Here is a 26255-nt window from a genome sequence, read left to right as displayed (position 1 = left end):
ACTGGGGTGAACTGTGCCCGATGGGTTGGGGGCAACGCCCCTCTCCGGGGCGCCGCCCGGTCAGCCCTCCTGGTGCGTGACCTGCATCGGATCGATCACCGACGCACTGTTGACGGCCGGCTTGCCGGCGTCGAAGCGGGCGGTGAACTTCTGGCTGGTCCAGCTCTGCCAGTCGTCGGCCTTGCGCGCCGTGCCCAGGGCCCGCAGCGCCTTGATCTCGAAGACATAGTCGCCCGCGGAGGCCTTGGCCAGGTAGGGATTCTTGCCGGTGGTCAGGTAGGTGCCGTCCCAGCCCCAGGCCAGATTGCCCACCTCGCGACCGTTGTGTTCCAACTCCAGTGCGGTGCCCAGCAGCTCACCCTTGGAGCCGTCGGGATTGGCGCGGTGCACCAGGATCTGGAAGGTCTCCACCGGGTACTCGATCCGGAAGACCGCGATCGGACGATCGTCGTTGGCCATCGAGTAGCTGCGCCCGGCCTGCTCGTCGAAGCAGGTGGGAGTCTTGTCGATCACGGAGCCCAGGCAGGGGGCGTCGGATCCGGGGCCGTGCAGCACGTCGACGCGCTGGTAGTCACCGGCCATCCCCAGGTAGGGCACCGTGAGGGTCGCTCCGGTGGCCGACTTCGCGACGATCCAGCCGCCGTAGAGGTAGCCATTGGGAGCATCCTTCGGCGCCTGGATGCTCACCTTGATGCGCTTGCTGCCGCGGGCCGGCACGACGACCTTGCTCGGCAGGCTGACCTGGGCATCCAGCAGGTCGAACTGCGGGTCGCTGGTGCCAACCGTGCCGATCGAGGTCTCATTGCCCAGGGTGTAGACCACCGCCCGACGGGAATCATTGCGCAGGGTGAGCGTGGTGGTGACACCTCGATGCCGCTGCTCCCCCAGGCTGATCTTGGTGGGGCTGATGGTCTGCTGGGTCAGGATGGCGCGATCCACCTGGATCAGGCCGGCGCCCTGCCGGATCACCGGCTCGGCCAGCCCGAGCTTGGGGTTCAGGCTCCACGGGGCGTCGTGCACGGCGGTGTTCATCAGCAACTGCTGCACCTTCTCGGGCTTGCCCCTCAGCTTTGGCCGGGCCTGCAGGAGCTGGGCAATGGCGCCGACGGTGTGCGGGGTGGCCATCGAGGTGCCGGACAGCGACGCGTGGGCGCCCTTCTCCAGCGGGTAGGTGGACCAGATGTTGCCGCCGGGCGCACCAAGATCAGGCTTCAGGGTGAGATCGGCCGAGACTCCCCAGCTGGAGAAGCTGGAGACCTGGCCGCCGGCCGGATCCTTGCTGGAGATGGTCTGGTTGGTCCACTCGATCACCGGGTTGGCCTGCGCGGCAAGATCAACTCCGTCGGCCTGGCTGATGATCACCACCGGGATGGTGATCGGGACTGCACCCTCGACGCTGGGGTTGATGGTGCCCGGCTGGTTGTTGTAGAGCACCACGGCCTTGGCACCGGCCTGCTGCGCATTGAGCGCCTTCTGGTAGAAGGTGCAGGTGCCGCGTTGCACCAGGGCCGCGGCGGGCGTCGCGAACTTCTGCTTCAGCTCGTCACCGTAGGGGTCACAGCCACCCGCTGCTGGGGTGCCGGGCTCCCCAACGCTGACCAGCGGCAGCTGGCCGCTGGTGGCGGGGGCGGGGGCCGGCGAGGCGGCACCGTAGCCGTACTTCTTGTCCGTGCCCACCAGGGTGAACACCCGCTGGGTGAGGTGGGTGTTGTCATAGCTGGCAACCGAGAGGGTGCGCTTGCCGACGCTGGGCGCGCCGGAGGTGAACACGCCGCTCTCCCCCTCGTTGCCGGCCGCAGCCACCATGATGGTGCCGCGCCTGGCCATGGCGTCGGAGGCGGTGGCGGTCGGGTAGTCCGGCCAGGTCATCATGTCCGCCCCCAGGGACATGTTGACCACGTCCATCCCATCGGCCTCGGCCCGCTCCATTGCGGCCAGGATCACCTCGGAGCTGGTGCTGCCCTTGCAGCCGAAGACCCGGTAGGCGCCCAGGGTCACCTTGGGGGCAACGCCCTTGACGCCCTGCTTGCTGGTGTCGCCGTCGGCGCCAATGATTCCGGCGACGTGGGTGCCGTGGCCGCCGCAGTCATCGGGCACGGCGTCGGGCACCGGAACCGAACCGTCGATCTTGGAGTTGTAGTCGTCGCCGACGAAGTCGTGGCCGTACTTCACCCGGGAGGTGGGGAAGGCGGTGCCACCATTGGTGCCGCCGCCACCAAGATCAGGGTGATCGATGTCGATCCCGGAGTCGATCACGCCAACCTTGATCCCGGAGCCGTCGTAGCCAAGATCATCCCGGGCGACGGCCGCGCCGGAGAGGTTCACGGCATGGGCCAGGTTGGGCTCGGTGCCCTCGGTCACCGGCCGCTCGATCTGGGCCACCGGGTAGATGCCGGTGACGCCCTTCACCGACGCCAGTCTGGTGACCTGCTTGGCGTCCAGGGTGACGGCCATGCCGTTGAAGGTGCGCGAGTACGTGCGCTGGCCCTTGATCCGGACGCCGGCGCTGGCGGCGGCCTTCACCACGGCGCGCTGCGACGCGTCGACGGCGGTGCTGCTGCCGCCGTCGGCAAGGGCGGCGCCCTCCACCCGCACCAGCCAGCGGTTCTTCACGAATTCACCATTCTGGTCGCCGGTGGCGATCTTGATGTAGTCGGACATCCGGCCAAGGTCGGCGCCCTCGGCGTGGGCGGTGGGGACGGCCGTCAGGCACGAGGCGGCCAGTGCCGTGGCCGCGAGGCTGCTCAGCAGAGCCCTGTTTCGGTGCTGCATGGTTCTCCTCATTGAGTGGGGGTGGTGCGATCGACGTCGACCGCATTGCCCCGGACCCTAGTGCGACCAACGGCCCCGTCGCTAGGGTTGCCGGGTGACCATCTCAGCGCAGAGCCCCGTCGCCACCCGCCCTCGCACCGCGATCGATGAGATCGCCGACGACTATTTCGAGAGCGCGGTGAAGCTCAGCCCCTGCTACCTGACCAGCCTGGGCCGTCCCGAGCGGCAGCACGAGTACGACGACTTCTCCCCCGCCGGGCTGGAGCGTTACGACGCGCTCAACCGGGAGACCCTGGCCAGGCTGGAGCAGGCCAGCCCCGCCGACGCGATCGACCGGGTCACCCTGGCCGCGATGCGAGAACGCCTCGGCCTGGAGGTGGAGATCCACGAATCCGGGCAGGATCTGCTGGGCATCAACAACATCGCCACCGCCCTGCACCAGATCCGCTCCGTCTACGACATGATGCCCACCGCCACCGACGAGGACTGGCGCACCATCGCCCGACGCCTGCACACCGTCCCGGATGCCATCGACGGCTGGCTGGCGAGCCAACGTGCCGCGGTGGAGCGTGGCCTGCTGCCCGCCCGGCGCCAGGTGGACCAGCTGGCCGAGCAGGTGGAACAGTGGAGCGCCGACGGCGGCTTCCTGGACGGCCTGCGGGACGGCGCCCGCACCGATTCCGGCCCGCTGGCCGACGACCTGGCCGCGGACCTCTCCGACGGGATCGAGGTGGCGCGCGCCGCCTTCGTCGGGGCAGCGCTGAGCCTGCGCACCGAGCTGGACGCCGCCGGAACCGACGTCGACGGTGTCGGGGTGGCGCGCTACCAGTTGCTCTCGCGCGCCTCGCTCGGATCGACGGTGGACCTGGCCGAGACCTACCGGTGGGGCCTGGCGGAGGTGGCCCGGATCCAGGAACTGGAGCGCCAGACCGCCGAACGGATCAAGCCCGGCGCCAGCATCGCCGAGGCCGTCGAGCTGTTGGATGCCGATGAGGACTACCGGCTGCACGGCACCGACGCCCTGCGGGAATGGATGCAGGGCAAGGCCGACGAGGCCGTGGCCGCGCTGGCCGACGTGCACTTTGACATTCCCGATCCGGTGCGTCGGATCGAGTGCTGCATCGCCCCCACCACCGACGGCGGGATCTACTACACCGGCCCGAGCGAGGACTTCTCCCGCCCCGGCCGGATGTGGTGGGCCGTCCCCGAAGGCGTCGAGAGCTTCAGCACCTGGCGGGAGCTGACCACCGTCTACCACGAGGGTGTGCCCGGGCATCACCTGCAGATCGGCCAGACCGCCTACCGCAGCGAACTGCTCAACCTGTGGCGCCGGCACGGCTGTTGGGTCTCCGGCCACGGCGAGGGCTGGGCGCTGTACGCCGAGTGGTTGATGGCCGATCTGGGCTACCAGGACGACCCGGGCAATCTGATGGGCCTGCTCGACGGCCAGATGCTGCGCGCCGTGCGGGTGGTGATCGACATCGGCCTGCACTGTGGAGCAGAGCTGGGGCTGACGGCTCCGGATTCGGTTGGTGGTGGCGAATGGACCTTTGACAAGGCTTGGGAGTACTTCAACCAGCACGTCTTCATGGACGAGGGCTTCGCCCGCTTCGAGGTGAACCGCTACTGCGGCTGGCCCGGCCAGGCCCCGTCCTACAAGATCGGTGAGCGCTTGTGGCTGCAACTGCGCGACGAGGTGAAGGCCAAGCAGGGCGACGCGTTCAGCCTGAAGGACTTCCACCGGACCGCCCTGGACATCGGTGGCGTCGGGTTGGATGTGCTGCGCGAGGCGGTGCTGGAGTCCGCCTGATCCTTGGCGCGGAACCCAACCACGATCCCCGAGCCTGTCGAGGGGCCTTCCGCTTTTCCTTCATCGCCTGTGATTCCGCTGGGGGTGAGGAGGGCTCTGGACCCACGCTCCCCTAGGCTGGCCGTGCTCAGAGAGGGGGCAGGCAATGGTGAGGTTCGCCACAATCGGTACGAGCTCAATCGTCGAGCTCTTCGCCCAGGCTGCGGCCATGGTCGAGGAGGCTGACTACACCGTCGCCTATTCCCGGGATCTGGTGCGGGCCACCGAATTCGGTGAACGCTTCGGCGCCCGCGGGGTGGCCAGCCTTGACGAGCTGGCCCGCGACCGGGGCGTCGACGCCGTCTACATCGCCTCCCCCAATGTGCTGCACCATGAGCAGGCGCGAATGCTGCTGACCGCCGGCAAGCACGTGCTGGTGGAGAAGTCCGCCTGCGTCAATGCCGAGCAGTGGCTGGATCTGCTGCGGGTGGCCGAGCAGCGCGGCGTCGTGCTGCTGGAATCCGTCCGCTCCGTGCACGAGCCCAGCTGGCGCACCGTCAACGCCTATCTGGAGAGCCTGGGCCCCGTGCGGCAGATCAACCTGCAGCTGTGCCAGCGCTCGCGTCGCTACGACAATTTCCTGGCCGGCCGGGTGGAGAACATCTTCAAGCCGGAGATGGCGGCCGGCGCGTTGATGGATCTGGGCGTCTACTGCCTGCACCCGCTGATGACCCTGTTCGGGCTGCCGTCGCGGGTACGCGCCTCCAGCGTGAAGCTCTCCAACGGGATCGACGGCTCCACCACCCTGCTGCTGGACTATCCCGACTTCACTGCGACGGTGACCTGCTCCAAGGTCTCCGCCAACAAGTCATGGAATGTGATCTCCGGCGAGGACGCGTCGCTGGAGATCGACGCCATCGACAACCCGAAGCACATGCGGATCTGGTGGGCGCACAGCTCCACCCACGAGGATCTCGAGGTGGTCAAGGAATTGCCGCAGCAGGCGCATGTGCTGCAGGCCTTCGCCCGGCTGGTCGCCGAGCCGGCCCTGGCCCGGCCGCACCAGGAGGCGACGCTGAACGCCCTGACCGTGATGGACGAGGCTCGGCACCAGGTGGGGCTGCACTTCCCCGGCGATCCCGAGGACGAGGCCTGAGCGAGACTGTCGTCGCCACCCAACAGGCCCTAGGCTGACGGTGGCCCAGCGCCGCCCAACCACGGTCCCTGAGCCTGTCGCAGGGAATAGCCCCACAGGAGTTGTCATGTCACTGGCCATCGGCGTCGATGTCGGCGGAACCAAGATCGCCGCCGGAGTGGTGGATGAGGACGGCAGGATCATCGCCCAGTTGCGCCGCGCCACCCCCGCCAAGGACACCACCCGCACCGCTGAACTGATCGCCAGCATGGCCAAGCAGCTGGCCGACGAGCACGGCGCCACCACCATCGGGATCGGCGCGGCCGGTTTCGTCGACCAGGAACGTTCGACGGTGATCTTCGCCCCGAACCTGGCTTGGCGCAATGAGCCGCTGAAGCAGATCGTCGAGCAGGCCACCGGGCTGCCCACCGTCGTGGAGAACGATGCCAACGCGGCCGGCTGGGCCGAGGCCCGCTTCGGCGCCGCCAAGGGGGTCAGCTCCGCCGTGGTGCTCACCATCGGCACCGGGATTGGCGGCGCGATCATCTCCAATTCCCAGTTGGTGCGCGGCTCCAATGGCTTCGCCGGTGAGCTGGGGCACTTCATCATCCGCCCCGACGGGCGTCGCTGCGGCTGCGGCCTGCGCGGCTGCTGGGAGCGCTACGGCTCCGGCACCGCGCTGGTGCACGAGGCGCGGGAGCTCTCCGCGCTAGATCCGAACCTGGGCAAGCGAATGCTGGAACTGGCCGACGACAACCCGCTGAACATCACCGGGCTGCACGTCACCCAGGCCGCGCAGGAGGGCGACGCGGCCGCGCTGGACTGCTACTCGACGCTGGGCACCTGGATCGGGCGCGGCATGGCCGTACTGTCCGCGGTGCTGGACCCGGACGTCTTCGTGCTGGCGGGCGGGGTCAGCGAGACCGGTGACCTGCTGCGCACCCCGGTGCACAAGACCTTCAAGAAGTCATTGACGGCGCGCAAGTTCCGTCCCGAACCGGAGATCCGGATGGCCGTGATGGGCAATTCCGCCGGGATGATCGGGGCGGCGGACCTGTCCCGCTGACTTCCCAACCACGATCCCCGAGCCTGTCGAGGGGCCGTGATACGAGGACGGGCCGCGGAGCGGTCCTCCGAGGATCACAGCAGCCCCGCAGGCGTCCGCGAGCGGCGCGTCGGAGGATCTGCAGCCCGGCACGGCGCTGGGATGGTTGAAACGCACCAGAGCGTGGGTTGCGACGAAGAAGCAGACCGGCACCGAGGTCGCCGTGCCGGGCTGTAGATCCGGAGACGCGACGCACCCCACCGACATGACTCACAGCACGGACTGACTCACAGCACGGACTGACTCACAGCACGGACTGACTCACGCACGGACTGACTCACACCACGGACCTGACCGAGCCGGAAGCCGTCCTCGGCTCCCGTGTTCGTCCATCAGCGGAACACCATTCCAGCCTCATCGGTTCGTTGCTACTGTGCCGGGCAAGCGTGGCGCCCGCCGCGTCGTCTGCACAACGGGGTGAGCATGAGTTTCCATGACGCTGTCGTCTACCAGATCTATCCCAAATCCTTCCGCGACTCGAATGCCGACGGCGTCGGCGATCTGCGCGGCATCATCGAGAAGGTCGAGCACATTGCCTCGCTGGGCGTCGACCTGGTCTGGTTGAACCCCTTCTACCCGTCGCCGCAGCGTGACAATGGCTACGACGTGAGCGACTACTGCGCCGTCGACCCGTCGATGGGCACCATGGAGGACTTCGAGGAACTCGTCGAGGAGCTGGGAAAGCACCGGATCGGCGTGATGCTTGACATGGTGTTGAACCACACCTCCACCGCGCACGAATGGTTCCAGAAGGCCCTGGCCGGGGAGCAGAAGTACCGCGACTACTACATCATTCGTCCGCCGAAGGCCGACGGTTCGCCGCCCACCAGCTGGGGCTCCAAGTTCGGCGGCAATGCTTGGGCGCCCTTCGGCGACACCGGCGACTACTACCTGCACCTGTTCGACATCACCCAGGCGGATCTGGACTGGCGCAATCCCGAGGTGCGGGCGGAGATGGCGGCGGTGGTCAATTTCTGGCGGGGCAAGGGGGTCAAGGCCTTCCGCTTCGACGTGATCAACCTGATCGGCAAGCAGGCAGAGCTGCTGGACGGCACCCCCGGCACCGACGGTCGCGACGCCTACACCGACGGGCCGGATGTGCACCCCTACCTGCGGGAGCTGGCCGCCGCCAGCTTCGGCCAGGACGAGGATTCGGTGACCGTCGGAGAGATGTCGTCCACCTCGATCGAGGCCTGCGTCGGCTATTCCAACCCGGACAACCACGAGCTGTCGATGGTCTTCAACTTCCACCACCTCAAGGTGGACTATGCCGGAGGCCAGAAGTGGACGCTGATGCCCTTCGACCTGGCCGAACTCAAGCGGCTGCTCGACGAGTGGGCGCGCGGCATGCAGGCCGGCAATGGCTGGAATGCGCTGTTCTGGAACAACCACGACCAACCGCGGGCGATCGACCGTTTTGGTGATCCGGCCAACTACCACACCGAATCCGCGACGATGCTGGCCACCGCCATCCACCTGCTGCGCGGCACGCCCTATGTCTACATGGGCGAGGAGATCGGCATGACCGATCCGCTCTACGAGGCCATGACGGACTACGTCGACGTGGAGGCGCAGCACGCCTTCGCGGAGCTGGTGACCAATGGCGAGACGCCCCAGCGCGCGTTCGAGATCGTGCATGCCAAGGCCCGGGACAATGCCCGCACCCCGATGCAGTGGGACTCGTCGACGCACGCCGGTTTCAGCGACGTCGCGCCGTGGCTGCGGCCCACCAACCAGGAGCGGATCAATGTTGCCGACGAGGAGGCCGGTGGCCGGATCCTGCCCTACTACCGGGAGTTGATCGCGCTGCGCAAGCGCGACGAGTTGATCAGTGAGGGCAGTTACGAGTCCTTCGACCCGGGCCACGAGGCGGTCTTCGGCTATCTGCGCTCCCACCAGGGGCGACGCCTGCTGGTGCTGGCCAATTTCCACGCGGAACCGGCCGAGGTCACCATCGCGGAGGACTTCGCCGCCGGCTCGGTGCTGATCGGCAACCACGACGACGTTGCACTGGCATCCCGCCTGGTGCTTCGCCCCTATGAGGCTCTCGGCATCGTCGCCGAGGGCTGAGCCCACCCAATGCGCCTACTGTCCCGGGCGCCACACAACCCCAAGGGAGAGGAACCCCAATGACCGATGATGTGATCCCCGAGATCCGTCCCGAGACACTGGTCGCCCCAATGGCGGGCGAGGTGGTGGATCTGGCCGATGTGCCCGACCCCGCCTTTGCCAGCAAGAAGATGGGCGACGGTTTCGCCGTCCGCCCGACCGGCAATGAGGTGGCCAGCCCCGTCGCCGGCACGGTCTTCATGGTGGCCAAGACCGGCCACGCCATCGGTCTGCGGTCGCCCGAGGGGCTCGAGGTGCTGCTGCACCTGGGCATCGACACCGTCGAGTTGGAGGGCAAGCCGTTCGCCCTGACCGTCGCCAAGGGCCAGGAGGTGGCCGCGGGCGAACCGATCGGCACCATGGACCTGGATCAGGTGGTGGCGGCGGGCAAGGACACGTCGGCGATCCTGGTGATCACCAATACCAAGAAGCGGCTGGGTGGGCTCGACGTGAACCACGGCCCCGCCTCGCTGGGCGCCCAGGTGGCCACCGCGCAGGTACTGCCCGCCCCGGTGAAGAAGTCCGCCGCGCCCGCCGCTGCAGCAGCCGGGGCCGTTGCGGTGCCCGCCGCCGCGAGCACGGCCGCCCAGACCGTCGAGGGGGCCGCTCCCGCCAACGCGTCGAACCACCACCAGCTGGTGGACCGCACCACGCTCAGCGGCCACGACCTGCTGGCCTTCGACATCATCGACAATGTCGGCGGCGCGGACAACATCCGCTCCGTGATCCACTGCATCACCCGGGTGCGCTTCTACCTGAAGGACGAGAAGCTCGCCAATGACGACGTCGTCTCCAACCTGGACGGCGTGATCGACGTCGCCAAGGCCGGCGGCCAGTACCAGGTGGTGATCGGCCCGGCCGTCGAGGACGTCTTCGACGCCATCACCAAGCAGCTGCCGCAGGTGGACAGCACCGTCGACGTCATCGATGACCGGGAGAAGCCCACCACCCTGGTCGGGTGGTTGAAGTACGGCTTCAGCGAGCTGATCGGCGTGATCACCGGCTCGATGATTCCGATCATCGGCCTGCTGGCGGCCGCCGGTATCCTCAAGGGTGTCCTGGCGCTGCTGCTGAACTTCGAGGTGATCACCGACAAGTCGTCCACCTATGCGGCGATCAACGCGATGAGCGACTCGGTCTTCTACTTCCTGCCGATCTTCGTCGGCTTCACCGCCGCCAAACGACTCGGGTCCGATCCGATCGTCGTAGCCATCATCGGCGGTGTGCTCACCCACCCGGTGCTGACCACCGAGGCCGCCAAGGAGGGCACCCGCAAGATCGCCGGGATGAGCCTGAACGCCGACTTCTTCGGCCTGCCGTACCACCTGGCCAGCTACTCCTACTCGATCTTCCCGATCATCGTGGCCGCCTGGCTGGCGTCCAAGGTGGAGCCGTGGCTGAAGAAGATCATTCCTGTCACCGTGCGGATGATCTTCGTGCCCTTCTTCGAGGTCTTCATCGTCTCTGCCGCGATCCTGCTGATCCTGGGCCCGATCGTCACCTTCCTGTCCGCCGGCCTGGCCGCGGGCATCCAGGGCGTCTACGACCTGAACCCGACGATCGCCGGTGGCCTGATCGGTGCGCTCTACCAGTCGCTGGTGATCTTCGGCCTGCACTGGGCCGTGATCCCGTTGGTGGCCAGCGACATCGCCCAGACCGGCAACTCGAACCTGAACGCGTTGATCTCCGCGACGATGGTTGCCCAGGGCGGCGCCGTGCTGGCGATCTTTGCCAAGACCAAGGTGGCCAAGATCAAGGAGCTTGCCGGTTCCGCGACGCTGGCGGCCTTCGCCGGCATCACCGAGCCCGCCATGTACGGCCTGAACCTGAAGTACGGGCGGGCCTTCATCACCGCGTCGATCGGTGGTGCCGTCGGTGGCCTGCTGACCGGCCTGCTGAAGGTCAACATGTGGGGCTTCACCGGTTCGCTGATCGGCTTCACCTCCTTCATCAACCCCAAGGATGGGATCGACTCCAGCTTCTGGGGCTTCCTGATTGCCTCGGGTGCGGCGCTGGTGACGTCCTTCGTGCTCACCTACATGTTCGGCTTCTCCGACGCCGACCTGGAGGGCGAGAAGGAGGTCAAGAAGGTGCGCCTGGGCAAGCGGGAGCCCACCGCCAAGTGATCTGACTCCAGCCCTGCACCACGTGTGGGTGGTTGCCGCCGTCGACGGTGGTGACCACCCACACTGTCGTTCGGGGCCTCGACAGGCTCGGCCACCGTGGTCGCGTCACCGAGCTACACCCCAACCACGATCCCGAGCTTGTCCAGGGGCATTGCCGCGCAACCTGCGAACACGAGTGTGTATGGGGGTGTGCATGCACACCGCTCTCTGAAGGTGTCCAGGTGTCTGGGCGTCTGGGGCCTCGACAGGCTCGGCCATCGTGGTCACGTCGCCGGGCGGGCGCCAGTCACGCTCCGCGAGGCAGGAACTCAACCACGATCCCCGCGCAGGAACTCAACCACGATCCCCGAGCTTGTCGAGGGGTGGTTCACTGCTCCTGGATGTCCAGCTGCTCGCGGGCCACTTCCCCGTCGATCTGCACCTCGCGCACGGTGGTGTCCACCACCAGCGACACCTCCTCGTAGGGCACCAGGTCATACTCGACCCGCGGCACCTCCTGGTGCAGCACGATCTGCTCGATCTGGTGGCTGCCGGCCACCCGAGTGGAGCCGTCGACGGTGCTGAGCTCCGGGTCGGGCGCGCCTCCCAAGTACTCCACCACCAGCTCCTCACGGCGGACAGGGACCGTGATGGAGCGCTGCTCGGTGACGATCCGGCGGGTGACCCGCGCACGGGTCCATTCACGCATCTCACCCTGCACGACGAGCTGCTCACTGAGCAGCGTGATGTCGTCGGTGAGCTGCTGGTCGTGCTCGTTCGTGCTGGTCACGGGGATCTCCTCACGTCGCGGACCCAAAGATCGTCGCACAGCCGGGTTGATGAGGACACCCACCAAGGGGTGGATTCACCACGGGCGCAATGCGGGGGCTCCGTGGTACCCCAAAGGAGCCCATCGAGCCAGGGGTCCCTTGCCGTGGGAAGTGCCATGACAGGGGAGCGACAATCGGGTTACCTGCAGACGAACTCACAGCGGACTCTTGCCCGGAACCCTTTCCGCACCGCCATCGGTGCGATGGGGACGAAGTGACCCACAATTCCACTTCAGGAGGTTCCGGCGTGATGAAAGGCCCCGCCACCGCAGACCACCCCACCGCCACCCCGGTGGGCCTGAGCACAGCGTGGGTACGGGCTCTTGGCATGACGGCCGTGCTGTGGCTGGTCCTTGGCGTGGGGTGCTTCGGTCTGGCCGCCAGTGCCATCCACAGACGGATGGGCACCAGCGTGCACGCGGCCTTCGTGTTGGACATGGTCTTCGTCGTCGGTTTCCTGACGGTGACGGCCGTGACGCTGTGGTGGCTGCCACGCACCGGCCGAACGCTGGCGGATCTGGGTTGGCGTCGCCCTGCCCGATGCTGGGCGTGGGTGGCGGGCGTCACCTTCGGCGTCTTGTGGGCAGCACTGTCCTATGCCTCTGGTGGCGACCCCACCAGCACGGCTTGGCAGCGGATCCCGATGGTCCTGGCCGGGCCGGTGCTGGCCTTCGGCGAAGAGGTGGCGCGCGCCTTCATCCTGGACCACCTGCACCGGGCCAGCGTGGCGCGCTGGGTGCAGGTGCTGGTGGGCGGGCTGGCAATGGGCAGCTACCACGGCGTGATCGGGGGCCACTTCACCCCCACCTACATGGCCTCCTCAGTCGTGATGTTCACCATTCTCTCGGCCATCTACGTCTGGGGTGGGCGCAGCCTGATGCCCGTGCTGGTGGGCCATGCGCTGCCCCACGTGCTGGCCGACCCGTCCCTCACTCAGGGAATCCTGGTGGGGCTCCGGGCGATGGGTGGGTGAGCTTCACGGCGTTCGCGTGAGGCTCAGGACTCTGTCGGAAGCTCGCCGATCGAGCTAGCTGTACTGACCGACAGGTTGGTTGAAGGACCGTGATCCGCACGTGTGAACAAGGGAGGGCCTTGGCGCCTCGTCCGTCGGCATCACCCCCAAGAAACTGGGGGTCCGCCAGGGCAGCCCGCGGGTCTAGCCTGCCAATGGCCACCCGAAGCGCCCCTGGATTGGACGAACCATGAAGACTCAACGCTTGTTGCCCCTCACACTCGCAGCGACGGTGATGTGCGGCACCCTGACGGCCGCGCCGGCCAGCGCCGGCCCGGCCCCCATCACCAAGGCCAAGCTGCTCAGCGCGCCTGTCCCGTCGCTCTGCGAACACCGCCCCGGCAAGCTCAGGAAGGGTGTCTGGCGCGACGGCCAGCCCGGCAGCATCAACATCGACCTCTCCAACACCGTGCGGTCAAGCCCGGTGAGCGCACCGGCGCCGTCGCCACCTTCCATTGCAGCAAGGGCGGTGTCGCCTGGCCCGAGGTGGTGGTCTTCTACGACCAGAACATGAAGATCGTCGGCAGCTACAGCACGATCAAGCTCGGCTATGCCTCCGGCCGGGCGCAGGTGCATTCCGTCAAGCTCAGCAAGGGCGTCGCCACCATCCATGCGATCGCCGTTGGCCAGCCGGACGACAGCGATCTGTGGGGCACCCAGAGCGCCACCATCAAGATCAACTGGAGCAAGAAGAAGCGCAAGCTGGTGGGCAGCAAGCCGGCGTACTACAACGAGTGGCGCACCTTCAAGGCCCTGGCCAGCGCCATTCGCGCCAAGAACCGCAAGGCCGCGCTGCGCTACGCGACTCCCTCGACGGTGGACGAGTTGCTGGGCCTCCAACGCTGGGGTGGCAAGCTGACCACCTATTCCTGTCATGGCATGAACTGGACGATGACCGAGTCGCTGCCGTGGGACTTGATCGATATCGGCACCCGCGGTTGCGTCGTGGGTCGGGCCTACCCGGACGGCGCTGACGGTGGCGGCTTCATGGTCCGCTTCGAGCACAGCAATGCTGCCTGGACCAGCTTCGAGGCGACCGACGTGCAGCAGTTTGCTGGCTGACCCGGGGCCGGGATCGCTGGGGTTAGGCTCTGCCCTGAACCCGTCGGCGTCCGCCGGCGAACTCGCCCCGGGGAAGGCCGCACATGATCCACACCGCACACGTCGACGGCATCCTCTTCGACAGCGACGGGGTGCTGGTGGATTCGCTGGCGGTGGCCATGGGCGTCTGGCGGGAGTGGGGCAAGATCTGGACCCCGGGTTTCGACCCCACCGTCGACTTCCCGCACGGCACCCCGGCGCGCGACATCATCGCGCCGTGGGTTTCGCCCGAGGATCACGCTGGCGCCCTCAAGTCCATCGAGGACATGGAGGTTTCCGAATCCCACCGGATGCCGGAGGTTCCCGGCGCCGTCGCCTTCACCGAGAGCCTTCCGGCGGACAAGTGGGTGGTGGTCACCTCCGCCGGTCGCGAGCTGGCCGTCCCGCGGCTGGCCAATGCCGGCCACAACCCGACGCGGATGATCACCGCGGAGGACGTCACGCTGGGCAAGCCCAACCCGGACCCTTACCTGCGCGGCGCGCAACTGCTGGGCCTGGAGCCGTCCCGGGTGGCGGTCTTCGAGGACGCGTCGGTGGGGGTCGAGGCGGCGCGGGCCGCCGGGGCCGGCCTGGTGGTCGGCGTCGGCGACAAGCTCGACCCGACCACCGTCGACGTGCTGATCCCCGACCTGCGCCACGTTCGCCGAATCCCCTCCGACGAGGGAATCCTGCTGGAGTTCAGCCCCGAGCCGCGGTGACCAAGCGGGCCGTGTGCAGCGCCAGGAGGGCGAGGCGGGTGCTTGTGCTTGATCAGGCCGATCAACGGCAGCGCGACGGCCTGCTTGATCTCGGCAACGTCGCGGGCGGAGTTGGCGCGCATGCCGACGGCGCCGGCGAGCTCGGCGGCAATAGCGAACAGCGGCATCGCACCGCCGTCGGGGCGATACATCGGCTCACCGGGAAGGGCCTGGCAGGACACCACCAGACCGCCGGCGAGGGCTGCGACGACATGTTCCATGTCTGCTCCTTGGGACTGTTACGAGCACCGAAGTGGTCGGGACATGAAAAAGACCCAAGTCTCACGGCAGCATCGGCTGCCCGGACCCAGATCTTGCCTCGCACGTGCTTCGAGTAACAATCCGAGAAGGACTCTTTCTGCCAGACACTCCAGACCCCGCCGGGTCAGGGCTCGACGGCGGGGTGGCCTTTCCCCAGGCATCCCGCTGGGGGGATGTCAGATTCTCTGCGGAACCCTGCTGGGTTCAAGCCCGTCGGGCCAGACTCTTCAGCTGGATCGCTTGATCCATGCTGCACAGAGCTCGGCACGCCGAACGTGATTCGGACAACCGCGCTTGTTGCCCAGCAATGTCCGCCGGTATGCCCAGAAGTCTGTCTCCTCGATCTGCCCTCGCCACAGGGCGATACGCAAGAGGTCCCAGGTGGTACAGACGCTGATCCGCTGCTGCGCCTGGAGGACCTCCACCCGTTTGGGAACTGACGTGTCATCGGTGACCATCAGCCCAGACTCTTTGCGATTGATCATGATGGCCAAGGTTTCCGACTCACCCTCATGCCCCGCATTGGGGTCGGTGGAAACCGACGCGAACCAGTCCAGATTGAGCTGGTAGTCATCAAACTCTGCCCTGGTGACAAGGCGCACCGGCTCACCGAAGATCTGAGTGGAGCGGAGCATCTCCGGCAGTTCCATCCGCTCAGCGCGCCGTGCACACTCCTCGGAAACCGTGCCGCACCACGTCCCCCGACCGTTGACGATCTGTTCCAGCAAGTCCATCCGGTCGATCAAAGCAAAGTTCACCAGCACGGTGGTGTCGGGGAAGATGAGTTCAGCAGCCGTCATGACAGCAGGTTCATCAGCTTGTCGCCGTCAATCGACTCAGCTTCGGACTCCTCAACCTCCAGTGCTTCCTCGTCCACGCCGAGGACCCACGCCAGCAGCGACTTCCGCACCACGCCCGTGGCAACTCCGTCGAGGCAGGCGGTGACCACCCAGTCGGGAAAACTGCGGGTGGCGGCCTCCTTCATCCTGGTGGTGATCGGGTCGCCGCCGCCGACAGGCTTCCGGTGTTGCCGCAGATAGCGTTGCGTGGTGACGTCGAGGCCAGCCAGCAGATGCTCGTCCACCGGCAGCTTCAGCCAGCCGATCCGGGTTGCCAGAGCGCTGGTCGAGACACCCCGCGCCCAGACCTGCCCGGCCACCTCTGCGGGCGTCACAGACGACCAGTCGACGGCCCGCATTTCTTCCGCTGGCAGCAGCAGCTCAGCAGCAAAGGCATTGGCCGCCGCCTCTTCCCGGTCAACGTCGTTCCGGGTGGTGCAGTCAACCTCCCGGTGCCCCAGCACCAGATGCCCCAGCTCGTGGGCCATGTCCCAGTTCTCCCGGAACCAGTTGCCGTTCTCCGGTACCGCGATGACCGCCCGGTTGCCAACGTGCAGGCTGTAGGACGTTCCCAGACCCGCGACCCTGACCACGTCGATTCCCAGATCCCGCAGTCGCTCCATGAAGGGCCGTACAAAGTCGGAGCCCAAGGCAGCACGCGCATCCTCCACATCCTGCGGGATGGTGCTCGCGGGCTGCGGAGCGACGCGCGCCGCATTGCGCAGGGCAATGCCGACATCGGCCAGGATCTGCTTGTCGTCGGCGGCACCATCATTGGTCCGCTCCCACGTGTCGCGATCCACTTGGTGACGGGCGGCCAGCACCAACCGGTTTGGGTCCGGCCGACCGGTGATCAGCTCATGAACGTCAACCTCCAGCGCCTCACCCAGTCGGGCGAGCTCCAACGCCGAGAACCCTCGCTTGCCATGCAGGGCACGCGAAAAGGCATCCTCCGCGATGCCCACCTTGGCGGCGATCTGCCGACGGGTGACACCTTCTGGGATTGCCTTGGCGACGCGCGCGCCGATGGTCTCGTTCATGCACCAAGCCTACGCCAAACTTGTGAATATCCCAAGTTCATTGCCGTCGGCTCACCCAACCGCAGGCTCGTCCAGACCCAACGGGCTCCATTGACACTATGGTTCGCAATTGCGAACCATAGTGTCAATGAAACGGTGACTACAGCGACGTCAGCGTCCGCGCACCTCGGAAGGATGCGGAAGCTTCAGCTCCGCGACGATCGGCATGTGGTCCGACGCAATGGTCGGGACCACCTTCATGGAGATCGGAACCACCTGGCCGCTGGCCAGGATGTAGTCGATTCGTCCCTTCGGGTTGTCCGAGTCAAAAGTGAACCCGTCGCCCTCGCCCACCGCAGCCCACACGTCGGTCAGGTGCTTCACGAAGTCCTGGTAGACGGGCTTCTCCGGGCCGGCATTCAGGTCCCCGACGAGGATCGCCGGGCGGTCATCGGCGGCGATGATCTCGTTCATCTCGCGGGCCTGCACCTCCCGGCCAGCATCCGAGTTGTGCGTCAGGTGGGTGTTGTAGAAGCGCACGGGCACGCCGCGCACCTTGAGATCGGCCTGCGCCAGGCTGCGCTGCTCGCCCTTCGGGTGATTGGTCAGCGGGGTTGAGGTGCAGTTCTCCAGCGGGTAGTCGGACAGGATCGCCGTGCCGTACTGGCGGTTCTCGGTGTGCCCGTCGGCGGGCGGATTGTCCAGGTTGGCGGTGTAGCAGTAGTTCATGCCGAGCCGCTCGGCCAGCCACTTGGCCTGGTCAACATGCTCGGAGCGCTCACCCCAGTGACGATCCACCTCCTGCAGACCAATCACCTGCGCGTCGGTCTGCTCCAGGACGGTGGCGATGCGCTCCAGATCAAGGACACCGTCGGCGCCCTGCGCGTGATGAATGTTGTAGCTGTGGCAGTCAGGGTGCGATCGACGCCATTGGGCTTTCCCGGAGCCGCGACGGCGGGCACCAGTGCGGTTGCCGCCAGGGCAAGTCCGAGGACGGAGGGGACGATGATGGTGCGCATGATTCTCCTTGTGGGGGTGGGTATTGCCAACACGATCCGCCGCAGGCAGATCTGCACCAGTCGACCAGCCTCGAATGGAAGGCGCGTGACGACGAGGTCAACCGTCGGCAACCACCAGGTGACTCGCTTGTGGCTTCCCCCAAGGCTCTTGAGTCTTTGAGGAACTGATCAGAGCCGGTGAAATCCACACTCCGAAACGGGCACCGCCTCGACGCATGCGGCGTAGGTTGTGGGACAGGTGTTTCGGCTGCACGACAAGGAGGTCTGCAGGCTCTGCAGGAGATCGAGTTCACGTCACTGAACGGTCGCGACACCATTCAGGCGTGGGTATACACGCCAGTCAGCGAGCCGACCGCGGTGGTGCAGATCATCCATGGCCTGGGCGAGCATTCCCGCCGGTATCTGCGACTGATTTCGGCGCTGGTTGACCAGGGCTTCGTCGTCGTGGCCGATGACCATGCCGGGCATGGGCGCACCGCGATGCAGCACGGCATCTGGGGCGACGCGGGTGACGACGCCGCGAATGTGGTGGTCTCCGACGAGCTGACGCTGCAGGCCAAGGCGCGCGAGCTGTTCCCCGATCTGCCGTATGTGGCCTTTGGGCACAGTTGGGGCTCGATGATCGCGCGGGCGATGGCGATCCGCCCCGAGGCCAGGCTGAGCGCGCTGGCGCTGTGCGGGATTGCGGCGCAGATGAAGGGCATCGAGCAGACGATTGACCGCGAACGGTTGGAGTCCCTTGCCACGGCCCCTTCCGTCGCCGAGCCCGCACCGGATGAACTGGTTGGGCAGCTGTTTGACGGTTTCCTGGACCGCTGCGGGGAGAATCCCGGCCCGACGGACTGGGTGGCGAAGGACCCGCAGATTGTCGCCGACCACGGCCGCGACCCGTTCAACAATTTCGGCGCCCCAATGAGTTCGCGCTTCCTCAAGGGCTTCGTGGACCTCTACGACATTGCCAACTCCGACGACTTCTACGCCAAGCTCCCCCAGGACCTCCCCGTCCTGATCCTGGCCGGTGACCAGGACCCGGTGGCCAACTACGGCGAGGGCGCGTACCACGTGGCGAACCGCCTTGTGGCGACGGGTCACGAGGACGTCCGGGTTCGGGAGTGGAGCGGGCTCAGGCACGAGGTGCACAACGAGCCGGAGAGCCGCGACGAGGTAGTCGCCGAACTCGTGGAGTTCGTGGGACGAGTGCGAGGCGCGTAAGACTCTGCAGTTCGAGCTCGTCACGAACAGACCGCATCTGACTTGCAACTTCGACCAGTCTGCCGACGACAGACGAGATTGTCCATCTGGTTCAGTAGCGAACGCTCGCATCCTGCGATAGACATGATTCATGACTGAGATGGGTGGACTCTTCACAGGGAACTTCGCTGGCTACAGGCGACAAACCAGACCTGAACTTGAGAATGCGCTTGCCACCGCCACCGTAGCCGTCGACACAAATGTGCTGATCGACTTATATCGATACCGTCCACAAACAGCGGAAGACCTACTGTCCAGCTTGGAGCAGGTCGGAGATCGTCTCGTCATTCCATACCAAGTCGTCCGAGAATTTTGGCGCCGACACAGCCGCACCCAATCGTCCCCTGAGGGGGCCACAGATACGTTGAGGGCAGCACTCCAAAAGAACCAACGCGCCATGGAGGAGGCACTCCGACAGTGGGGGAAGAGCCTAGGAGTCAACGACAACGAGGTCGCGGAGCTACGCGACCAAGTCGCCGATAGCATCAGTTCAGTTCTGCAGACAGCAGCCGACACCTTAGAAGGAGATGACGCCGCAACCCCCTCCGGCGACCGTTTCATTGAGAGAATTGCCGCTTTAGCCGAGGGACATGTTACTCCCAGACTGAGCGAGGAAGAGTGGGAACAGTGCGTCATCGAGGGAAAGCGCCGTGTTCAAGCCGAAGAGCCCCCTGGATACTTGGACAAAGAAAAGGAAGATAGCGGACGCGCCGAGGGCGCCGCAGGCGACTACTTGGTCTGGTACCAAGCAATGAAATATGCCAGCCAAGTTCAAACTGACTTGGTTTTTGTGACGCGTGACGAAAAGGAGGACTGGTGGTGGAAACAAAGAGGTGCATTCCTAGGGCCGCGCCCAGAGCTAGCTAATGAATATTCCGAAGCATCGGAGGGCAGGCGCGTATTCTTCTTCCGACCTGCTGACGTACTTGAGATCGCACCACGAGCCCTACAAGTTCCAATCTCCGAAGAATCAAGCCGGGATGCGGAGCGCATCTCCGAAGAGGGAGGAGCCGACGAGCATGCCGAGGAACCACAAGAGTGGACATTGGATGCCTTGAGGGCGCTTCTAAGCGCCTTGGATGACGAGGCGCCCGTCCAAGCCATGGCACTGAGAGAGGCTGCGAAAAACCCCGGAGGCCGCATCGACCGGGAGCGGATCTATGCTTTGGGCGAGTATGACGACGACAGGATGCTCCGTGGTTTCACAAGGCCATTCACCCGTCTAACCGAACTACTCCAATATCGCAACATAATACCCGAAGGTGTACGAGCTATATTTTCAGCACGCTACCCACGCGGGGTAAAAGCAGCCTATTTTATTGTCCCCCCAGAGGTACCTGCTCTGATGGCGGAACTTGAGGGCCCCCAAACACAAGCCCCAGAGCCCTAAGCGCCCATCTAGGCAAGAACTAGGAAGACCCAACTCCGGCGGATCTGCTCCCGACTTTGGGCGCAGCAGCATCGAACCACACCGGCGGAAGATGAAGACCGCTGCGAGAGTGACGTCCTGCAGATCGTAGCCAAGGAAGGCCGCGCAAACCGGGTCGTCGAGCTCAATCCACCTCTTTGCAGACCCTGCTTTGGATCTCTTTAGTGCCCTGAGATATTCTCGATGGCCTTGCGGTTTCGTTTCACCTGGGCCAGGGCGTCTCTGTTCAGCGCCGCGGTGCCCTTGCTGGCGCTAATTAACCGCGGCGTGTGGGGCGGTCTTATCTTCGGCGATGACGGCTCGGGCCCTATTTCTCTTGCGCTTGGAGTGTCTTGCGGTCATGCAGGGCGGGTGTGGCTGTAGCGCCAATGACCCGCCACGGGTTCGGCTCACTTCCCGGCGGCCTTCGACCAGAACCATCATTCGGCCACTCACATGCCAAACTTAGGACAATGCGACAATAACGATACTGAACAACGGACCAGCCGGGACTCATGAAAAATTGAAACTAGGCCTACAGCGCCTCGAGCAGGTCGTAGCACAACAGCGTCAATGGCTTGGCCATCAAGCCCAACTCCTGGGCATTTGCCGTCTCAGAGAAGATGAACTCAGAGGGCCACCGCTCACCATGGAAATACTTATTTCGTAGATAATAGCAGTACTTCAAAATCAACAGTCGTAGAACATCTGCATCCTTCTTCAGACCCGACTCCGCTACATTGTCGAGTCGATCGATTGTACCCTCCCACAAGCCAGCATCTTTCAGAATCTTCTTCTTGCACGAGGCCTTCCCAGCCAAAGCCCCACACACGCGATAGTCATCGAACCCCCCAAGGAACTCGACGACTCTCTTCGCCTCATTCTTCGATGCTCTTGGGATGTTGTTGTTAATCATCGCGATAATCCACCGATCCTCCAAGAAAGCTTGGTCTACGGTTGCCGCATACGCCATAGCACGAGGGAATCGTTCCGGGGAAGAATTAATCTCCCTACGGATATATTTGAGCATCTCAAAGTCTTGCGCCTTACCAGACTTGTAGCCAGCTAGTCGATTAAAGGCTCGCCATGCATAGTCAAACTCAAGAATCGGATCACTAGCACCCAGCACCAATTGCATAGCGGAAGTCATCGCCACCTCCGAAGACTCAACTCCTTGCTCGAGTGCGGGAATAGCAAAGCTCTTGTCAAGATACTTAGGCGACGCCTTGAAATTCTGGACTAGTTCTGGAACTTTACATGACAAATCATCAACCCTCGCATCCAATGCCAAGATCTCGAAGGCGCCAAATTTGAAGTAACAAAGAAGCATCGACTTTGAAACAGCCTTAAGGTAAGTACTATTCTTAGTGATAAATAGATTATCCGCACTAATCCTCTTCCGACTACCGGCAATAGTCACCACCCCTCGCTGAGCGCGAACTCCATCGTAGAACTGAGTTCCACCCACGCCACCAAAATACGAAACGCGACCTTCGATTCCATTGATTCTTGGATTACTTGTATGGATTACAATTTCGAAATTCTGGCTCATTTAATTCTCGCCTCCCGTGAATTTTCGACGACCCGCTGGCAGCAGCTTAGTCTGACGATGCCAGCCGGGAAGTGATTCACATACCGAGCAGCCTCTCACTGGCACACGCGATCGAGGCAGCGCCGCTCGGATCGGGCCGTTCAAGACCAAACTGATCCGCTCCAAAGGCCCCGGGGCAGTGTCGATCAGATCGAGCTGGCAACCCTACGTGGGTCGACTTCTACAACACCATCCGCCCCACGAGGCCCTGGACGATCCACCCCCAGCGCGGGACGAGGACCTGCACTGAGTCCGGCTCGAGCTGTCCGCCTGATGCTTTGGGTGGTTCATCCGGGGCGGACAGATACAAACATGGCTTCGTTTCCGAACGCACTGCTGCTGAGAGCTCCACTCTCCCCCGCGGACTCTGGGTTGCGACGGCGGACAGCGAGGCCAGACCTTCGTCCGTGCGATCACCGGACCCACCATGGACCTAACCGGAGCGCGGTAGAAGGAGACTCCGAGGTCTCATCGATCCGCTTCGGAACCGCAAGTCTCATGTTGAAGCGAACCAAGAACCGGTTCCACTGAGCCTGCCTGGACCACGGTCGCGATGCACGTCGGTGACGCCGGACCAAAACCTGCAGAATTTGTTGCAATCCACGAGATCTGCGGCGTTCTCTTTCCCAGACAAAAGACGAACCCCCCTGACAAGGGGACTTGATGGAGCCGCCCAGGGGAGTCGAACCCCTGACCTACGCATTACGAGTGCGTTGCTCTACCAACTGAGCTAGGGCGGCGCGCCCGCCGGAGCGGACCAGAGAACTATAGCCGGTCCGCCTACCCGGGCGCGAACGAGACCGCGCCGTCGCCCGGGCGGCCGGCCTCGCGAAATCTGTCAGAGGCTTGTGCCAACCTGGTCGCTATGAGTGAGTCAGCCGTCCAGCCCGGCCTGTATGAGAGTTTGGTGACGCGCGCGCTCGCCAACCAGCTGGATCAGACAGACCTTCAAGCCGAACTGAGAGACGTCGACGCCGCAGATCAGCCCGACGTCCTCGCCCGGCACCTTGCGGCGGCTCTGCGTCGTCGCCTGCCCAAGAACCCCGAAGAGCGGATCAGCGTCGTCAACCAACTGCTCGGCCTCCTGCAGGATCCGGACGAGGAACCGGTCGCCCCCATCCGACAACTGCTCCGGCTCAGCCCGGAAGCGCGCCCCGGCATCCAAGCCGTCACGGAGCGCCGGCCCAACACTCCTCTCTCCGAGGTTGCGCTCCTCACCAACGCCCCTGGTGAACCCGGATTGGGTCACGAGCTACGGGCGGAACTCGCGTCGGCGGACAGCGTCGACCTGCTGTGTGCCTTCGTCCAGTGGCACGGCCTGCGCTTCCTGGAAGCCGAGCTGGCCGACGCTCGCGACCGGGGCGTGCCCATCCGCGTCGTCACCACCACCTACATCGGTGGCACAGAGCGCCGCGCGCTGGACCGGCTGGTGCAGGACTTCGGCGCCGAGATCCGCGTCCAGTACGACGCCCGCGTCACCCGGCTGCACGCCAAGGCCTGGCTCTTTCGCCGCAACACCGGCTTTGACACCGCCTACGTCGGCTCCTCGAACCTGTCGCGCGCCGCGCTCGTCGACGGCGCGGAGTGGAATGTCCGGCTCTCGTCCGCCACCACCGGGCACCTGCTGGACAAGTTCTCCGCCACCTTTGACTCCTACTGGAACAGCGAACGGTTCGAGCCCTACCGCGGCGCCGAGGACGCCGAACGCCTCGACCGGGAGCTCCAGCGCGCCAAGGGTGTCCGGATGGCCCCGAGCGAAAGCCTGATCTCCGGGCTCGAAGTCCGCCCTTACCCGTATCAGCAGGCAATCCTGGACGCGCTGCAAACTGAGCGGACCGCTCACGATCGGCACCGCAATCTGATCGTCGCCGCCACCGGAACCGGCAAGACGGTCATGGCCGCGCTCGACTATCGCTCACTGTGCACCGGAAACCAGCGCCCGCGGCTGCTCTTCGTCGCTCACCGCCGCGAAATCCTGATCCAGTCGCTGCGCACCTACCGCGAGGTGCTCGCCGACGGCACCTTTGGCGAGCTGTTCGTCGACGGCAACCACCCCGAGAAGTGGAGCCACGTCTTTGCCAGCATCCAGTCGCTGAGCAGCTACGGCCCCGAGAAGATCCCCACCGACGCCTTCGACGTCGTCGTGGTCGACGAGTTCCACCACGCCGAAGCCGCCACCTACAAGCGGCTGCTGAACCACCTCCAGCCCAAGGAGCTCTTGGGCCTGACTGCCACCCCGGAACGCGGTGACGGGATGGACGTCCGCACCTTCTTCGACGGCCGAGTCGCCGCCGAACTACGGGTTTGGGATGCCGTCCAGCAGGGTCTGTTGGCGCCCTTCCACTACTTCGGGATCAGCGATGGCGTCGACCTGACCCACGTCAACTGGCGGCAGGGCCGCTACGACATCAGCGAGCTGGAGAAGATCTACACCAGCAGCGACGCCCGGGCACGCCTGGTGCTGCAACAGCTGCGCGACAAGGTGATTGACCCGTCGGGCATGAAGGCGATCGGCTTCTGCGTCAGCGTCAAGCACGCCGAGTTCATGGCCGACACCTTCCGCCGTGCCGGGCTCAATGCCATCGCGCTGAGCGGCATGTCCCGTAGTGAGGAGCGCGACGCCGCCATCAAGAGGCTGCGCGCGGGCGAGCTGTGCATCATCTTCACCGTCGACATCTTCAACGAGGGCGTGGACATCCCCGAGGTGGACACCATCCTGCTGCTGCGGCCCACCGAATCCCCGACGATCTTCCTGCAACAGTTGGGCCGCGGCCTGCGCACCTGCCCCGACAAGGATGTGCTGACCGTCCTGGACTTCGTCGCCCAGCACCGCAAGGAGTACCGACTGGATCTGCGCTTCCGCGCGCTCACCGGGCACCGCGGCAAGGAGCTGGAGAAGCAGGTGGATCAGGGCTTCCCGCTGCTCCCGTCGGGCTGCCAGATCGTGCTGGACCGGGTGGCGCAGAAGACGGTTCTGGAGAACCTCAAGAACAACCTGCAAATGCGCTGGCCACAGCTGGTCGGGGAACTGCGCGCCGACCCCACCGACAGACTGCGAGACTTCCTGGACAACAACCAGCTGGAGTTGTCCCAGGTGGTGCGTCCGGGCAACAACCGCAGCTGGACGCATCTGCGCGCCGACGCAGGTTTGGTACCGGCGCCGAGCCCGCTGGAGTCCAAGCTGCTGCGTCGTGTCCGGGCAGTCACCCATGTCGACGATCCTCAGCGAGCACAGGCCTACCAGGACATTCTGCGCGGCACCGGAGACCTGGAGTCGGCGCTGGCCCGGATGCTGTTCTGGACGCTCTGGCCCGACGGCGGCGGCTTCGCCTCGCCCGAGGAAGGCCTAGCCAGCCTGCGAAACCACGGGACGGTGACCGACGAGCTGAGCCAGGTGGTGGACCTCGCCTTCGAGAACACCCACCGAATGACCGTCGAGCTGGCCGGACCGCTCACTGGTCTGCCGCTGCGCCCGCATGCCAGCTACACCCGCGAGGAGGTGTTGGCGGGGCTCGGTCACGCCCGGCCCGGGCGACCGCCGTCGCAATTCCGCGAGGGTGTGCTGTTCACCGAGGTGGACGGCCGGCCGGTGGACGCCTTCTTCATCACGCTCAAGAAGTCCGAGGCGGACTACTCCCCCAGCACGCTCTACCGTGACTACCCGATCAGCCGAAGCCTGTTCCACTGGGAATCGCAGTCCACCACGTCGGTGAGCTCCCGAACCGGTCAGCGCTACCTGACCGGCGCCAGCACCCCGCTGCTGTTCGTCCGGCAGCAGCGCGACGGGGAGTTCGGCACCTCGCCGTATGTCTTCCTGGGCGACGCGCGGTACGTCAGCCACACCGGCGACCGACCGATCGCGATCACTTGGGAGCTGCGGATCCCGATGCCCGCGGACCTGTTCGCCGCGACGTCGATCACCCAGTAGCCGGACTGGCGGCATCGGTCAGGGTCCATCTCCCTGATCGTCTGACGAGAGGTGTGTATGTGTTGCACATGCACACCCGCCGCGGAAATTCTCGGGCGAGACTTTGGGCGGGGCCCTCGACGGGCTCGGGCATCGTGTTTGCAGCCTGCGGCTCGTGGACACCAGCCACCGAGCAACCGCGCAGCCGGTAGTGACAGGGGCAGCCGCTGCAACGCCTGCATCTGTCAGTAACTGCTGCGGGGTC

20 protein-coding genes, 1 tRNA gene and 1 pseudogene are annotated in these 26255 nt (G+C 65.3%); 12 read left to right on the top strand and 10 right to left on the bottom strand.

Going from position 1 to position 26255, the window contains the following annotated elements; translation table 11 throughout:
- Nucleotides 1–60: 60 nt before the first annotated feature.
- A complete protein-coding gene (locus AAEX57_RS01930) occupies nucleotides 61–2772 on the bottom strand; it encodes a S8 family serine peptidase (protein WP_342090571.1) in 2712 nt (903 codons plus the stop codon).
- A gap of 94 nt (nucleotides 2773–2866) precedes the next feature.
- On the opposite strand from AAEX57_RS01930, the gene AAEX57_RS01925 reads away from it, so the two are divergent.
- The 5 genes from AAEX57_RS01925 (at nucleotide 2867) to AAEX57_RS01905 (ending at nucleotide 11036) form a co-directional block, all read left to right on the top strand.
- Nucleotides 2867–4582 carry a DUF885 domain-containing protein gene (locus AAEX57_RS01925; protein ID WP_342090570.1) on the top strand — a complete coding sequence of 572 codons (1716 nt, stop codon included), beginning with the start codon at nucleotides 2867–2869 and terminating at the stop codon, nucleotides 4580–4582.
- Nucleotides 4583–4727: 145 nt separating this feature from the next.
- Nucleotides 4728–5717: a Gfo/Idh/MocA family protein gene (locus AAEX57_RS01920; RefSeq protein WP_342090569.1), complete on the top strand. Its 990-nt coding sequence runs from the start codon at nucleotides 4728–4730 to the stop codon at nucleotides 5715–5717.
- A gap of 106 nt (nucleotides 5718–5823) precedes the next feature.
- Nucleotides 5824–6762, top strand: a complete 939-nt coding sequence (locus AAEX57_RS01915; RefSeq protein WP_342090568.1) for an ROK family glucokinase — start codon at nucleotides 5824–5826, stop codon at nucleotides 6760–6762.
- Nucleotides 6763–7224: 462 nt separating this feature from the next.
- The gene (gene treC / locus AAEX57_RS01910; protein ID WP_342090567.1) at nucleotides 7225–8871 is read left to right on the top strand and encodes an alpha,alpha-phosphotrehalase; all 1647 of its coding nucleotides are present in this window, start codon (nucleotides 7225–7227) and stop codon (nucleotides 8869–8871) included.
- Between the two features lie 59 nt (nucleotides 8872–8930).
- Entirely contained in the window at nucleotides 8931–11036 is a 2106-nt protein-coding gene (locus AAEX57_RS01905) for a glucose PTS transporter subunit IIA (RefSeq protein ID WP_342090566.1), read from the top strand.
- Between the two features lie 367 nt (nucleotides 11037–11403).
- On the opposite strand, the gene AAEX57_RS01900 is transcribed toward AAEX57_RS01905, so the two are convergent.
- Entirely contained in the window at nucleotides 11404–11805 is a 402-nt protein-coding gene (locus tag AAEX57_RS01900) for a DUF2382 domain-containing protein (protein ID WP_342090565.1), read from the bottom strand.
- Between the two features lie 290 nt (nucleotides 11806–12095).
- Here AAEX57_RS01900 and AAEX57_RS01895 point away from each other — a divergent pair, with 290 nt between their 5' ends.
- Nucleotides 12096–12818: a CPBP family glutamic-type intramembrane protease gene (locus AAEX57_RS01895; RefSeq protein ID WP_342090564.1), complete on the top strand. Its 723-nt coding sequence runs from the start codon at nucleotides 12096–12098 to the stop codon at nucleotides 12816–12818.
- 237 nt (nucleotides 12819–13055) lie between these two features.
- Here the strand turns inward: AAEX57_RS01895 and AAEX57_RS01890 are convergent, their stop codons facing one another.
- Nucleotides 13056–13250 carry a hypothetical protein gene (locus tag AAEX57_RS01890; protein ID WP_342090563.1) on the bottom strand — a complete coding sequence of 65 codons (195 nt, stop codon included), beginning with the start codon at nucleotides 13248–13250 and terminating at the stop codon, nucleotides 13056–13058.
- 96 nt (nucleotides 13251–13346) lie between these two features.
- On the opposite strand from AAEX57_RS01890, the gene AAEX57_RS01885 reads away from it, so the two are divergent.
- Complete coding sequence (locus tag AAEX57_RS01885) at nucleotides 13347–13919, top strand: hypothetical protein (protein WP_342097737.1); 573 nt, start codon at nucleotides 13347–13349, stop codon at nucleotides 13917–13919.
- Nucleotides 13920–14002: 83 nt separating this feature from the next.
- Nucleotides 14003–14524 (top strand): annotated as a pseudogene (locus tag AAEX57_RS01880) (HAD-IA family hydrolase); the annotation flags it as partial.
- Here the strand turns inward: AAEX57_RS01880 and AAEX57_RS01875 are convergent.
- Nucleotides 14425–14778, bottom strand: a complete 354-nt coding sequence (locus AAEX57_RS01875) for a hypothetical protein (RefSeq protein ID WP_342090724.1) — start codon at nucleotides 14776–14778, stop codon at nucleotides 14425–14427. The pseudogene AAEX57_RS01880 and the gene AAEX57_RS01875 sit on opposite strands and share 100 nt — an antisense overlap.
- Here AAEX57_RS01875 and AAEX57_RS01870 point away from each other — a divergent pair.
- A complete protein-coding gene (locus AAEX57_RS01870; RefSeq protein ID WP_342097741.1) occupies nucleotides 14695–15033 on the top strand; it encodes a hypothetical protein in 339 nt (112 codons plus the stop codon). The two genes, AAEX57_RS01875 and AAEX57_RS01870, sit on opposite strands and share 84 nt — an antisense overlap.
- A 150-nt stretch (nucleotides 15034–15183) precedes the next feature.
- Here AAEX57_RS01870 and AAEX57_RS01865 read toward each other — a convergent pair whose 3' ends face one another.
- The 4 genes from AAEX57_RS01865 to AAEX57_RS01850 form a co-directional block, all read right to left on the bottom strand.
- Nucleotides 15184–15756: a hypothetical protein gene (locus AAEX57_RS01865; RefSeq protein WP_342090561.1), complete on the bottom strand. Its 573-nt coding sequence runs from the start codon at nucleotides 15754–15756 to the stop codon at nucleotides 15184–15186.
- The gene (locus AAEX57_RS01860) at nucleotides 15753–16835 is read right to left on the bottom strand and encodes a helix-turn-helix domain-containing protein (RefSeq protein WP_342090560.1); all 1083 of its coding nucleotides are present in this window, start codon (nucleotides 16833–16835) and stop codon (nucleotides 15753–15755) included. The genes AAEX57_RS01865 and AAEX57_RS01860 overlap by 4 nt, the downstream gene beginning before the upstream one ends.
- A gap of 150 nt (nucleotides 16836–16985) precedes the next feature.
- Nucleotides 16986–17663, bottom strand: a complete 678-nt coding sequence (locus tag AAEX57_RS01855) for an endonuclease/exonuclease/phosphatase family protein (RefSeq protein ID WP_342090723.1) — start codon at nucleotides 17661–17663, stop codon at nucleotides 16986–16988.
- Nucleotides 17627–17833 (bottom strand): hypothetical protein, encoded by a 207-nt coding sequence (locus AAEX57_RS01850; RefSeq protein WP_342090559.1) that lies wholly within the window; start codon nucleotides 17831–17833, stop codon nucleotides 17627–17629. Before AAEX57_RS01850 ends, AAEX57_RS01855 begins: the two co-directional genes overlap by 37 nt.
- 264 nt (nucleotides 17834–18097) lie before the next feature.
- Between AAEX57_RS01850 and AAEX57_RS01845 the strand changes: the two genes are divergently transcribed.
- Both AAEX57_RS01845 and AAEX57_RS01840 read left to right on the top strand, forming a co-directional pair.
- Nucleotides 18098–19045, top strand: coding sequence for an alpha/beta hydrolase (locus tag AAEX57_RS01845; RefSeq protein WP_342090722.1), 948 nt, complete (start codon nucleotides 18098–18100; stop codon nucleotides 19043–19045).
- A gap of 130 nt (nucleotides 19046–19175) precedes the next feature.
- Nucleotides 19176–20474 (top strand): PIN-like domain-containing protein, encoded by a 1299-nt coding sequence (locus AAEX57_RS01840; RefSeq protein WP_342090558.1) that lies wholly within the window; start codon nucleotides 19176–19178, stop codon nucleotides 20472–20474.
- A gap of 553 nt (nucleotides 20475–21027) precedes the next feature.
- Here the strand turns inward: AAEX57_RS01840 and AAEX57_RS01835 are convergent.
- Entirely contained in the window at nucleotides 21028–22044 is a 1017-nt protein-coding gene (locus AAEX57_RS01835) for a hypothetical protein (RefSeq protein ID WP_342090557.1), read from the bottom strand.
- Between the two features lie 703 nt (nucleotides 22045–22747).
- Nucleotides 22748–22823: transfer RNA gene (locus tag AAEX57_RS01830), tRNA-Thr, on the bottom strand.
- A gap of 125 nt (nucleotides 22824–22948) precedes the next feature.
- On the opposite strand from AAEX57_RS01830, the gene AAEX57_RS01825 reads away from it, so the two are divergent.
- Nucleotides 22949–26011 carry a DUF3427 domain-containing protein gene (locus AAEX57_RS01825; RefSeq protein WP_342090556.1) on the top strand — a complete coding sequence of 1021 codons (3063 nt, stop codon included), beginning with the start codon at nucleotides 22949–22951 and terminating at the stop codon, nucleotides 26009–26011.
- Nucleotides 26012–26255: the final 244 nt, after the last annotated feature.

Source organism: Luteococcus sp. H91 (assembly GCF_038433135.1).
Lineage (GTDB): Bacteria > Actinomycetota > Actinomycetes > Propionibacteriales > Propionibacteriaceae > Luteococcus.
This window is presented reverse-complemented; position numbering and strand designations above follow the sequence as displayed.